Consider the following 13,422-nt stretch of genomic DNA (forward strand, 5'->3'; position numbering starts at 1 on the left):
AAAGCGCAGGTCGGACGGGTGAAAGTACGCGCGCGGAGGGGGCCGTAAGGGGGGCGAACTCAGGCAGCCGGACGTCCTCCGGAAGTCCCTGAGGTAGCGGACCGACCCTGACCTCTACTGCTCGTAGCGTCGTTCCCACAACGACCGAGGAGGCACTGCGCCATGATCCACACCGAAGGCCTGACGAAGGATTTCGTCGTCAGTCGCAAGGAGACCGTGCACGCCGTGCGCGGCATCGATCTCGACGTCGCACCAGGGGAACTCGTCGCGATCCTTGGCCCGAACGGGGCCGGCAAGACCACCACGATGCGGATGCTCACCACGCTGCTCGCCCCGACGTCCGGTTCGGCGCGGGTTGCCGGGTTCGACGTGGTGACCGAGCCCGGGCAGGTGCGCCGCCGGATCGGTTATGTGGGTCAAGGCAACGGCGCCGGGCACAACCAGCGCGCCGCGGACGAGCTGTACTCGCAGGGCGTCACCTACGGGCTGTCCCGCGCCGACTCGCGCCGCCGGGCCGGCGAACTGCTCGAGTCCCTCGACCTCGCCGGAAAGGCACAGCGCAAGGTGACCGACCTCTCCGGCGGTCAGCGCCGCCGTCTCGATGTGGCGATGGGACTCATGCACGCTCCGCCGCTCCTCGTCCTCGATGAGCCCTCCACCGGCCTGGACCCGCAGAACCGGGCGAACCTGTGGGAGCACATCACCGCGATGCGGACGACGTTCGACATCACCGTCCTGCTCACCACGCACTACCTCGACGAGGCCGACTCGATGGCCGAGCGGGTGGTCGTGGTCGACCACGGCGAGGTGATCGCCGACGACACCCCGGACGCGCTCAAGACCCAACTCGCCGGCGACCTGCTCGTGGTCACCACTGACGCCCCCGACGGCGCGGCGCAACTCGCGCGGGTCGTCGAACGGTGGCAGGGGGCGAGCGAGGTGACCCTGACCGGCACCCGGATCAGCGCGCGGATCGCGAACGGCACCACGCGCGTGGCCGAACTCGTCCACACGGCCGACGCGGCCGCCGTCGGGCTTTCCGACGTGCAGGTGCGCCGCCCCACCCTGGACGACGTATTCCTGAACCTGACCGGACGGAGCCTGCGCGAGAGCGGGACCGAGAACGAGGAGGTGGCGGCATGAGCGCGACGACCCTGACCCCGACCGGGGCCGTGACGACCGACTCGCGGATGGAGCGGAGCTCCTTCGCCCGGGACACCGGCATCGTCCTGATGCGCGAGCTGCGGCCGATGCTCCGGGACCCGTTCTCCCTGGTCTTCGGGCTGGTGCAGCCGATCGTGTTCCTGGCCCTGTTCGGCCCGCTGCTCGGCGGCAGTCTGGCCGGGTCGGTGCCGGGCGGCAGCGTCTGGCAGTGGTTCGTTCCCGCGATCCTGGTGATGACCGCCCTGTTCGGGTCCTCGACTGTGGGCTCCAACCTGCTCTACGAGATGCAGACCGGCGCGCACGAGCGGATGCTCGTGACCCCTCTGTCCCGCTCGTCGCTGCTCGTCGGCCGGGCCCTGAAGGAGATGGTCACCCTCGGCGCGCAGGCGGTGCTGATCGTGGCCGTGATGGTGCCGTTCGGGTTCCGGCTGTACCCGGCCGGCGCGGTGCTGGGGCTCGCGCTGCTTGCGGTGTTCGGCATCGGGCTCGGCTCGCTCAGCTACGCGCTCGCGATCGCCGTGCGCAAGCAGGACTGGATGTTCTGGGTGGTCCAGCAGACATTCCTGTTCCCGCTGATGATCCTGTCCGGCATGCTGCTGCCGTTGGAGTCCGGTCCCGGGTGGATGCAGGTCCTGTCCCGGTTCAACCCGCTCACCTACATCGTCGACGCCGAGCGGGCGCTGTTCTCTGGCGAGATCGCCACGGCGACCGTGGCGTGGGGCGTGGTCGCCGCGGTGGCGACCCTCGCCGTCGGGCTCGCGGTCGGGATCCGGGGGATGCGGCGCAGCGCCGATTGATCCGATCCGGGCAGACGCGGCGCACCGGGACCGGACCGGCGCGCCGCTTCCGTGTCGGTGCAGCGGGTGATCCGCGGACCCGTGGCGCGACGGAGCCGCGGATCGTGCCAGGATTGCCCTATGAAGATCGGCGTCATCGGAACCGGCCAGTTCGCGCGCAGTTTCATCTCCTTGTGGCAGCTCCACCCGGACGTCGAGGCGGTCTACGTCTGCGACCTCGTCCCGGAGCGGGCCGCGGAGCATGTGGAGAAGTACGGCCTCGCCGGCTCGTTCGCGACCGCGGAGGAGTTGCTCGCGTCCGACGTGGACGCGGTCGCCGTGATGACCCAGCGGTGGAGCCACGGCGGGCTCGTGCTGCAGGCGCTCCGGGCGGGCAAGCACGTGTACTCCTCGGTGCCGATGGCGATGACGGCCGAGGAGATCACCGCGATCGTGGCCGAGGTCGAGGCCACCGGCCTGATCTACATGATGGGGGAGACGAGCTACTACAACCCCGCCGTGGTGTGGGCCCGGGAGAAGATCGGCGCGGGCGAACTCGGCCGCGTCTTCTACTCCGAGGGCGACTACGTGCACGACATGGACAACGGCTTCTACGCCGCCTATAAGTACAGCGGCGGTGAGGACTGGAAGTCGACGGCCAGCTACCCGCCGATGCTGTACCCGACGCACGCGATCGGTGGCGTGCTCGGTGCGCTGCCCACGTACGCGACGAGCGTGAGTTGCATCGGCATCGTCGATGACCGCGGCGACGGCGTCTTCGACGCGGACGTGTCCCGCTGGGGCAACACGTTCTCGAACATGACCGCACTGTTCGACCTCGCCGACGGCGGGGCGATGCGCACCAACGAATTCCGTCGGGTCGGTTACTGGAAGGGCCACGAGTCGCGGTTCCGCTTCTTCGGGACCGAGGCCGTCATGGAGCAGTCCGGCTCGGGTGCCACGTTGAGCGTCAAGACCGAGGGCGAGGACTACGCCAAGGGCGAGACCCTCGACATCAGCGACCTGTTCCACACCAAGGCAGGGCAGCTGCCCGAGGACTTCGGCGACGTCGACCCGGCTCTGATGCAGAGCTTCAGCTCCGGTTTGGCGAAGGTGCACGACCAGTCGCGGCTGCCGAAGGAGTTCGACGGCGCCCACAACGGGCACGAGGGCGCGCACCACTTCCTCGCGGACGACTTCGTCCGCGGTGTCACCACGAACACCCAGCCGCCGATCAACGCCTGGACGGCGGCCCGGTTCACCCTTCCCGGGGTTATCGCGTACGAGTCCGCCAAGCAGGGCGGCGTGCGCCTGCCGATCCCCGACCTCGGGGCGGGTCCGGCGATGCCGAACTGGTGATCCGGCCGGCTGCGTAGCCGCCGCGCTGCCACCAGAGCTGCCGGATAACGACCCCGGTCCACTGCCGACGCCAGCGGCTGCCCAAGACGCCGGAGTGACCCGAGGCGGCTCAGGTGTAGAAAAATTGCGCGCTGGCGACGGTGTCGACGTCACTTACGATCCGGACCCAGTGCGCCGAGAAACCGGTGGGAAAGGTGTGGGTCACGGCGGCCCCCGGTTCGACGGTGAGCGTCTCGTATGCGCTGAACCGACCGTGCCCGTGGAAGTCGATCTCGATCGTGAACCGCGCGTCCTGCTCTCCCTGATTCTCCAGGTGCACGCACTTGTTCTCGAACCCGGTCATCAGGTAAGGGTCGGAGGGGACCGCTGCTCTGACCTCGGCCATCCACCACGGCCCGCCCCAGCCCGAGGCCTTGCCGAAGCCCCACAGGTCATCGGTCTTGCCGAACCAGAGGCCGGACTGGGGCTCCGCCGTCGTCGGGCTGAGGCCCCGGCTCGGCGAGGCGTGGTCGGCGCCGAGTACCAGCATGCCGCGCCAGGAGCAGAAGTCGCCGAGCACCCACAGGTGCGTCGAGACCGGGCGAACACCCCAGATCCTTCCCCCGTAGGCCCAGGGCGACAGTTCGTAGAACATGCCGTGGTGATCCATCAGCAGCCGCTCGTGCTCGGTCTCCCGGATCCGTGGCCACTCGGTCTGCCACTTGTGGTCGAACGTATGTGAGGCCTTGGGCAGCCTGTACGTGGTCCAGGTGTCGTCGGACTCGGTGTAGACCTTCAGGATCGCCGAGGCCTGGTCCCATCCACTGGCGAAGATTGTGCCGCCGAACTCGTGTCGGCCACTGATCGCGGTGAAGGGCTTGCGCTCCAGGACCGTCCAACGTTCGCCGTCGAACTCGGCCAGGCGACCCTCGCTGCGGGTCCCGGCCCAGTCCTGCTCGTCGTACTCGTTGGAACACACGACCAAGCGTCCGAAGCCCGTGTAGCAGTCCTTGTAGTGGACGCGTGCACCGTTGCCGGTGTCGAGCTCGACGTTCAGGTCCGCGATCTGCTCGCACGCCAGGGTCCGCATGTTCAGCTCGAAGAGTTCGCCCTCCATGCCCAGCACATAGACGAGATCATCGGGGTTCGTCAGGTGGCGCGTCGTGCCGCACACCCGGATCAGCTCGAGTTCCGGCACCGTGCGGATGTTGTGCTCGGCGTCGATCACATGCGGCCCGATGATCATCTGGTTCGACGCGTAGTGCACGAAACGGTTCGTGTAGGTGCCATCGACGCCGATGGCGTCCGGGACGACCTCCATCGAGAGGTCGGAGCTGATCCTGCGCAGGCTGACACCGCTGCCACTCTGCCGCTTGTGCGAGTTGTAGTTCTGCACGTACAGCTCTCCGGCCCAGGGCATAAGGGCACCGACTCCGATCTCACTGCGCGGGGGACCCAGGTCTCCGACCTGTGCCAGGTGAGGGAAGACCCCCGAGACGTTGGGCTGCGAGATTTGGCCGCTCACGCGCTGCTCCTTCGGTGTGTCGTCGACGGCGGATTTGCGCCCGGGGTGAGGTGGAGGGCCGCTTGGCCTGGCTGCCGGATCCCGGGTACGGAGCTATAGTAGCACCGCACAGATACGCTCTCGTCCCTGGTCAATGGTGCTATAGCAACATCAGTGCTGTTACAGTGCCGTTTGGATCGATGTCTAGCCAATGAGGGTCAGGAGTCAGATCGTGTCGAAGGTTCGCGTGAACATTGCCTCGGATCGCGTTGCCGCGGAGACCGCAGCGCCCGGACTGAGCCGTCGTCAGGTGCTCGTGGGCCTGCTCGGTGTCGGGGCGCTCCCCGTCATCGCGCTAGCCGCTCCGGATTCAGCCAGGGCGGACCCGCCCTGCCCGGTTGCCGAACTCGACGAGCCGCTCGCGGACACCGCGATGACCGACCTGAACTACCAGAGCGTCGTCCAGATCGCTGGGCCGAGCCACCGCGTGAGCTTCCTCCGTGCGTTCTGGAACGGGTCGGACGGCCATCCCGCCTCGGCGATCGTCCGCGACATCGAGGTCCGCGATGGCTCGCAGTGGGTCACGGTGTCCGGCCCCGGGTCCCGTCTCGATGAGCAATGGCGTGTGGTCAGCGGTGACGGCAGCACGATTAGCGCCGGCGACTACACGCAGGCTGCGAACCTCTGGCTGGCCCTGGGGTCGGTGACCAAGCTGTCCGCATCCGTGGCCGAACTGACCGCCGAGATCCCCGGCGTGCTCGATCTCACGGTCCGTTGGGATGTCTCCGGTGCCCAGCCGGAGGTGCAATGGAGCCTGCACGTTCAGTCCGCCGGCACCTATGTGGTCGGCTATCACGCCACTCCTCGGCTCGAGTTCGACGCTGTCGATGAGGTCCTGTGCGGTGCGCTCCAGCACGCCCGGTCGATCGGCTCTTCGACTGCCCTGCTCGCGTGGGAGCTCTTCGCGCCGATGGCACTGCTGCAGACCGAGGTCGACAACCGGACGCTCACCACCGGGGTCTACGTACCAGGCGACGTGATGGCTTTCGAGCACGAGCGCTTCCTCAGTTGGGATGATCAGCCGTTCGCGATGAGTCTGCGGAATTCGATGGGGCAGATTCAAGCATCGGTCTACGCGCCGCCCGGTGGTCTGCGGTCGGAGCTGGCAGCGGACCAGAGCGTCGGATACGTGTTCGGGGTCGTCGCCAGCCTGTCATCCCTCTATGAGACCCAGGTCGATATCAGCCGAGGCTCGTACGGACTGACCCGGTATCGCCGCAACGTGTACGACACCTCGCTGACCGCGAGTGTGCACAACATGCTCGACCTGGTCGCGGTCGAGCCGGATGGCGACGACTCGGTCGACTTCGTCCCTTCGGTCTCCGGCTGGTGGAACCGCGCCAAGGGGTTCGCCAACATCGAGGCCGACCAGCAGACCAGGACCGCGACGTCCAGTGTGCTGGCGAGCGCTGCGTTGGTGGCATGCGGCCCGCAGGACGCAGCCTGGTTGTGGGAGCACCGCGCCCGCCCTCAGGCCGAGTACAACTTCTCCCGGCGCAGCATGGCCCACTCGCCGAAGCACGGCTTCGGCGCCGATGCCCCGCTGGGAGGGTATGCGTTCGACGCCTGCTCGACGGTGCCGATGTGGCAGATGACCCGGGGCGAGTCAGCAGGCTTCGGGCACATCGCCCGGTTGGCCACCGCGAAACGACGTTGGCCGAACTTCGTAGCCCCGCTGTCCGCGCACCTGCTCACGCAGGATCCCGGCTGGCTCGCGGAGGCGAAGGCCGTCGCGGACATCTACATCGAGGACCGGATCCTCACGCCGAGCACCACCAACCACAGCGAGGTCGACTTCAGCGCCGAGACCGTCGGGCACTGGCTGGAGCTGGTGGTCCTTCACGATGTGACAGGTGAGCAGCGTTATCTCGATGCGGCGCACGCCGAGGCCAAGCGGTACATGGGTGCCTTCGACGTCCGCCCGGTGCCTGAGGGCACCGTGGTCTCCCCGGTCGGGGCTCCGATCGACGACGCCTACTACAAGTGGGTCACCAGCCCAGGCATCCCGACCTACACGCGCACCGTTCCGCCGACCGAGACGGTCGAGAAGTGGATGGTCTCGACGACCGGCCTGACCTACGAACAGCTACGGACCTTCAAGACCGAGGGCGACGCGGGCGGCTTCACGCTGAACGCCGTCTGGGCTCCGTTCCTGCTCCGACTCGCGCACCTGGTCGGTGACGACTTCATCCGGGACATGACCCACAACATGGTGATCGGAAGGTTCAGCAACTACCCGGGCTACTACAACCGGCAGTTCGTCTCGTGGCCGATGCACCCGGACTATCCGCTCGAGGGTCCCTTCGGCACCTCGGCCATCTACTACCACCACATCCCAGCGCAGATCGGCCTCGCGATCGACTACCTGATCAGCGAGCACCAGACCAGGTCCGACGGCGAGATCGTCTTTCCCTATGCGTGGGAGTCCACCTTCGCGTACTTCACGTTCCACACCTACGGGCACCAGCCGGGAACCTTCTACGGAGACGACGGCGTCTGGCCGTACTTCCCCCAGGGGATCATCGCGGTGGACAACGCTCAACTCAACTGGCTCACCGCCGTCGGCACTGAGCGGTTCTATCTCAGCCTGACCAACGCGACCGGGACCGTGCAGACCGCGCACGTCGACTTCGACGCGGCCCTCACGGGCATCGAACCCGATCAGACCTATTCCGCGTCGCTGATCGTGAACGGCGCCAGCACGGCCGTCACGATCGCACAGGCCGCCGTCGACGTCACGGTGCCGGGTCACGGGATCGCCGCGCTCGTCATCGACGTCCCGGCTGTGCCGAGCATGCCGTGGCAGCGCGGCGGCGCCACCGACTGGACCTCGGCGAGCTATCACCTCGACGACATCGATGGCAGTGGCACCACCCTTGAGGACAAGGTCTACGGCGTCACGATCCCACGCCCGGACCGTAGTGGCTACGACATCTACATCCAGTCGAGTATCCCGGACGCGACTCCGATGTCGCTGCGCTACCGCGTCGACGACGGCGCCTGGGTCGACGCTCCCGCCAAGACCTACCCTCGTGAGTGGACGTTCGGCGTCGAGGACCTCCGCTCGAGTTTCAGCTATGTCGCGACGGTCGACGGTGTGGCTCGCGATGAGCGCACCCTCTACCTTCCAGGGTTCATCTCCGGCGGGCTGCCCTATGGGCAGACGGTCGGAGGCGAGCTGCGGACCGATCGAGGTTCCTCGACCCCCGGCGACGCCATCGACGTCACGGTGGTGCTTCGCAACGAGACCGATGTCGATCTCGACGGTGTCACGGCCTGGCTGGGGGTCCCGAGCGGGTGGACCAAGGTCGACCCGACGGTGCCGACGACGATTCCCGCGAACTCCGTGCTCGAGCTTCCCGCCACGGTCACACCGGGCCCATACTCCGGGGCGACGGGAGTCGACCGGTCGATCACCGGCCGGATCCGCTGGAGCGGCGGTAGCAAGCCGTTGGCGTCGCTCGTCGTCCAGCACCTCACAGCGATGAAGCTCCTCGACGTCTCGGCCTCGCCCGCTGCCGTCACCTCCCTCACCGACGACGTCACCATCAGGACCTCGATCCTGAACCGCGGCGCCGCGGCCGCGACCGGGACGGCGACGCTGACCTTGCCGACCGGCTGGACGGCGGACGAGACGGCCGTGACTTGGACCGCCGACCCCAGGTCGTGGGTCGCCGTGACGATGGTCGCAACTCCGACTGCCGCTCCCTTCGGTGACGCGACGCTCATGATCCAGCCGGGAGGTGGTCTCCCGAGCCGCTCGGTACAGGTTTCGGTCGGAACCAGATACATCGTCGCGTACGGCGACACCGCCTACAGCGAGACCGGGACCTGGCTCCCCAGCAGCCTCGAGGGATATGACGGCATCCGATCCCGCTACAGCCCGGAGAGCCAGTACGGCGGCACCGCCACGTTCACGCCGACGATCGCCGACGCCGCCGACTACGAGATCTCGGTCTGGTACCCGACCAACCCGGACACCACCACGGACGCTCTGTACACGGTCACGACGCCGGACGGCAGCACCGACTTCCACGTCGACCAGACACAGGAAGCCGACGGCTGGCGCATGCTCGGGACGTTCGCACTGCCGACCGGGTCCGATTCGTCGGTCACGCTCACTGCAATCACCGGGCTGGTCACACGCGTCAGTGCCGTGCGGTTCCAGCAAGCCTCATGAGACAGCCACCGAGCCAGGTGGCGGACAAGGACGAGATGCACGCCGAGACAACGATCCCGACGGAACAGGTGACCGCAGAGGTCGTGGTGGTGGGAGGCGGACTGGCCGGTGTCTGTGCCGCGATCGCCGCCGCCCGGCTGGGGCGATCGGTCGCGCTCGTCACCAACCGTCCGGTGCTGGGCGGCAACGCCTCCAGCGAGGTCCGGGTCTGGGTGGTCGGCGGCACGTCGCACGGTCGCCAGCGCTATGCGCGTGAGACCGGGATCATGGGCGAGCTGTTCGTCGAGAACCAGTTCACGAACCCCGAGGGCAATCCCTATTACTGGGACCTGGTCGTGCTTGGGGCGGTGCGAGCGGAGCCGAACATCTCCCTCTTCCTCAACACCGAGGTCCATGACGTCGAGGCCAGCGGGCCAGTCGATCAGCGTCGCATCGAGGCGGTCACCGGCTGGATGACCGGCTCCGAGCGTCGGCTCCGGTTCCGGGCGGCGATGTTCCTGGACTGCAGCGGCGACGGCCTGGTCGGCCACCTCGCCGGTGCCAGGTACCGCATCGGTCGTGAGGCACGAGCCGAGTATGACGAACCGTGGGCGCCCGAGGCCGCAGACGACCTGACGCTCGGCAGCACGATGTTGTTCCACTCCAAGGACGCCGGCCGCCCGGTCCCGTTCGTGCCGCCGAATTTCAGTCGGGACATCACGAAGACGTCGATACCGGAGCATCGCGTGATCAGCGTCGAGAAGGACGGCTGCTGGAACTGGTGGATCGAGTGGGGCGGTGAGGTCGATGCCGTCCGCGACAACGAGCGGATCCGCGACGAGCTCTGGGCGGTGATCTATGGGGTCTGGGACTACATCAAGAACTCGGGTGAGTTCCCCGAGGCGGAGCCGCTGACCTTGGAGTGGGTGGGTTCGGTCCCCGGCAAGCGGGAGTACCGCAGGTTCGTCGGCGACTACACGCTCACCCAGAAGGATATCCTCGGCCAGACGGAGTTCCTCGACCGGATCGGCCACGGCGGCTGGTCGATCGACCTGCATCCTCCCGGCGGGGTCTACGCAGCGGAGCGCGGGAGCAAGAGCTGGCACCCTGACGGGAACTACCACATCCCAATGCGCTCTCTGTACTCGGTGAACGTCCAGAACCTCCTGTTCGCCGGCCGCAACATCAGTGCCAGCCATGTCGCGTTCGGATCGACGCGGGTGATGGCGACCTGCGCCGTCATCGGCGAAGCGGCCGGCAGTGCCGCGGCATTCGCCATCGCCAAGAACGCGACACCGCGGGAAGTGGCGCACGAACACATCGGCGAACTCCAACAGCTGATGTTGCGTCAGGATGCCTCGCTGCTCGGGGTCGCCAACACCGACCGGTTCGACCTGGCTCGAACAGCGCGGGTCACCTCCTCGAGCAGCCTCGGCCGGGTCGCCTCGGCGGCGGACGGCGTCCCCTTCGTCCTCGAGGTGCCGGCCGGCCTCGTGGTCCCAGTCGATCCGGAGATTGCGGGAATCGGGCTGTTCCTGGAGGTCTCCCGGCCGACGTCGGTCACGGTTGACGTCCACGAGACCGACCTCCCTCAGAACTATGTCCCTGGCCGTCTCGTGGCGACGGTCGACGTGCCTCTCGAGGCGGGCCGGCCGCGGTGGGTGCACCTGGACATCAGCTGGCGGCCCCGCGTGCCCTGCAACGCGTTCGTCGTCGTGCGGGAGAACCCGGACGTCTCGCTGGCGACGACGACCGAGCAGTCCCCCGGGGTGCTCAGCTTTGCTCGTCGTGACATCCCCTACCGGGTGGACGGTGACCAGCCGCTGATCGAATGGATGAAGCTGAGCGATCGGCGAGCATTCGCGGTCCAACTCGGCGGTGCCACTAGAGCCTTCGCGCCCGAGCGCGCCGTGGGCGGCTACAGCCGACCCTACGGAGGCCCGCAGATGTGGGTGTCGGAGCCGATGCGCCCCGGGACGCCGGAGTGGTTGCAGCTCGCCTGGCCCGCGGCCGTGAGGGTAGGCCGGATCGAGGTGGTGCTCGACGATGACGTGAACGAGGACCTGGTCAATCTCCACCACCACCGCACCCCGTTCCGGACCATGCCGACCCTGATCCGCGACTACCAGTTGGAGGCCTACGTGGATGGTGAGTGGCGGGTGCTGGAGCGCGTGCGCCAGAACCGACGCAGACGGCACCTGCACGTGCTCGAGCACGCCGTCACGACAGATCGCATCCGTCTCGTGGTCGGCTCGACCAACGGTGCGGCGAACGCGCACGTGGTCTCGTTACGCGCGTACTGCCCGGAGGTGGAGTCATGACCGGACAGCCGAAGGGCTTCCACATCGGAGCGTCCTACTACCCCGAGCACTGGCCGCAGGAGCGGTGGGAGCGGGACTTGGGCGCCATGACCGACCTCGGTTTCACCGCCGTGCGCATGCTGGAGTTCGCTTGGTCCCGGCTCGAGCCGAGACCGGGCGAGTACCGCTTCGACTGGTTCGACCGTGCGGCGGACCTCTGCGAGACGTTCGGCCTCTCGATGATGCTCGGAACTCCGACAGCGGCGCCGCCGGTGTGGCTGATCAGCGCGTACCCGGACATCCTGCCCGTCGGCCCCGACGGCCTCCGGCGACAACCGGGTGGACGGCGTCACTACTGCCTGCATAACGAGCGCTACCGCGCCGCTGCACGTGGCGTCGTCGAGCAGCTGGCGAACCACCTGGCCGGGCGCACCGACATCGTGGCGTGGCAGGTCGACAACGAGGTAGGGGCTTACCGGTCGACGTTCTGCTACTGCGATCTGTGCGAGGCCGCGTTCCGGCGCTGGCTGGAGGCCCGCTACCACGATGTCGCCACGCTCAACCAGCGGTGGGGGACCGTGTTCTGGTCGCAGGAGGTGCGAGGCTGGGACGAGGTGCAGATCCCGCGGCCGGCTATGAATGGCTGGACGGGATCCAACAAGTCGGCACTGCTGGACTTCTGGCGGTTCAGTTCCGACGCGCTCGCCGACTTCGTGGGTGATCAGGCTGACGCTCTGCGCGAGTGGTTCCCGCAGGTTCCGGTCACGACCAACTGGACCAGCCTGACCACGGCCGCGTTCGACCGTGAGGTGATGGCGAAGCGCATCGATTTCACCAGTTGGGACAACTACGAACTCGACCTGTACGGGGCGTCCTTCAACCACGATGTGGTCCGCGGTGCCAAGCATGGGTCGCAGCCGACGTGGACCCCGGAGCAGCGGTGCGCGCCACCGGACAACCGGCAGCACGTGCCGCTGCTGCGCGAAGGCGAGGTCACCACGATGACCCTGCACAACATCGCGTGTGGCTCCGACGCGACGATCTACTTCCGGCTCGAGCAGGCGCTGTTCGGGGCCGAGAACGCCCACGGCGGCATCCTCGACCGCAGCGGCGGCACCGACACCCGCATCTACCGCGAGTTGGCGTCCTCGGTGCCGCGGCTGCGGCAGATCGGTGATGCGGTCGCCGGGTCGCAGGTGCGTGCCCGGGTGGCGATCGTGTACGACACCACCGCTGGCGTGGCGATTACCAGCCCGCTGCCACACCTGGTCAAGAAGCGCTCGCAGCTGCTCAGCCACCTCGAACATCTCGTGCGCCCGTACCACCGTGCCCTGCAGAGCCTCGGCGTCGACGTCGACGTCATCCCGTGCGGACGGGACCTTGCGCACTACGACGTGGTCATCCTTGCCGGCCAGGTGATTGCGAGTGGCGACTTGGCGACCTCGGTCAGGAAGTATGTGGCCGGCGGGGGGTGCCTCGTCGCGACTCCGTTCACCGCGCACGTAGACGACAACGACAACCTCGTCGCGGCCGCGGTCCCGGCCGGTCTGACCGACGTCTTCGGGCTCTCGGTCACCGATCAGGACTTCCTCGCCGACGGCGAGACCGTGGTGCTCGCACGACCCGTCGGCGCCGGTGAGGCACCGGTCCCCGATCTGCAGGGCGTGCTCTGCTGCGATCTCCTGCGCCTCGCTGGCGCCGAGGTCAAGTTCGAGTACCGGAACCGGTGGTACGCCGGCACGCCTGCAATCGCCTCGCACACTTACGGGCGCGGTACCGCTATGTATGTGGGCACGGCGCTGGACCATGTCGCCGTGAGAAGCCTGCTGACCGAGGTTCTCGCCGAACGGGACGTCGAGTGGCACGACCTGCCCCCGGACGTGCACCTCAGGAGGCGGTTCGGGCCAGGGTCCGGACCGCCAGAGGTCACAGAGTACGTGTTCGTCGTCAACGGCGGCGAGGTCGAGCAGACGGTGACGCTCCAGGGGCGATATCGCGATCTGTTGACGGGTGAGGAACTGGACGGTGCGATCGGAGTGAAGGCGAGGGATGCCGTCGTGCTGTGCCGTGCTCTACCGCGATGACGGACTCCAGGTCCGACGCCCGGCCGTAGACTTGAAG

7 protein-coding genes are annotated in these 13,422 nt (G+C 67.7%); 6 read left to right on the plus strand and 1 reads right to left on the minus strand.

The window, feature by feature from the left end:
* Positions 1-162: 162 nt before the first annotated feature.
* From HALOF300_RS01175 to HALOF300_RS01185, 3 genes are all read left to right on the plus strand, one after another.
* The gene (locus tag HALOF300_RS01175) at positions 163-1,143 is read left to right on the plus strand and encodes an ATP-binding cassette domain-containing protein (protein ID WP_156738815.1); all 981 of its coding nucleotides are present in this window, start codon (positions 163-165) and stop codon (positions 1,141-1,143) included.
* Positions 1,140-1,961 (plus strand): ABC transporter permease, encoded by an 822-nt coding sequence (locus HALOF300_RS01180; RefSeq protein WP_156738816.1) that lies wholly within the window; start codon positions 1,140-1,142, stop codon positions 1,959-1,961. Before HALOF300_RS01175 ends, HALOF300_RS01180 begins: the two co-directional genes overlap by 4 nt.
* Positions 1,962-2,081: 120 nt before the next feature.
* Positions 2,082-3,299, plus strand: coding sequence for a Gfo/Idh/MocA family protein (locus HALOF300_RS01185; RefSeq protein WP_156738817.1), 1,218 nt, complete (start codon positions 2,082-2,084; stop codon positions 3,297-3,299).
* A gap of 109 nt (positions 3,300-3,408) precedes the next feature.
* Here the strand turns inward: HALOF300_RS01185 and HALOF300_RS01190 are convergent, their stop codons facing one another.
* Positions 3,409-4,803, minus strand: coding sequence for a hypothetical protein (locus tag HALOF300_RS01190; RefSeq protein WP_156738818.1), 1,395 nt, complete (start codon positions 4,801-4,803; stop codon positions 3,409-3,411).
* Between the two features lie 211 nt (positions 4,804-5,014).
* Between HALOF300_RS01190 and HALOF300_RS01195 the strand changes: the two genes are divergently transcribed.
* From HALOF300_RS01195 to HALOF300_RS01205, 3 genes are read left to right on the plus strand one after another with little or no spacing between them, the layout of a single operon-like run.
* Entirely contained in the window at positions 5,015-9,022 is a 4,008-nt protein-coding gene (locus tag HALOF300_RS01195; protein WP_156738819.1) for a golvesin C-terminal-like domain-containing protein, read from the plus strand.
* Positions 9,019-11,322, plus strand: coding sequence for an FAD-dependent oxidoreductase (locus HALOF300_RS01200; protein WP_231954943.1), 2,304 nt, complete (start codon positions 9,019-9,021; stop codon positions 11,320-11,322). The genes HALOF300_RS01195 and HALOF300_RS01200 overlap by 4 nt, the downstream gene beginning before the upstream one ends.
* Positions 11,319-13,385, plus strand: coding sequence for a beta-galactosidase (locus tag HALOF300_RS01205; RefSeq protein WP_156738820.1), 2,067 nt, complete (start codon positions 11,319-11,321; stop codon positions 13,383-13,385). Before HALOF300_RS01200 ends, HALOF300_RS01205 begins: the two co-directional genes overlap by 4 nt.
* The last annotated feature ends 37 nt before the right edge of the window (positions 13,386-13,422 follow it).

Origin of the sequence: Occultella aeris, from assembly GCF_902703175.1 — a bacterium.
GTDB lineage: Bacteria > Actinomycetota > Actinomycetes > Actinomycetales > Beutenbergiaceae > Occultella > Occultella aeris.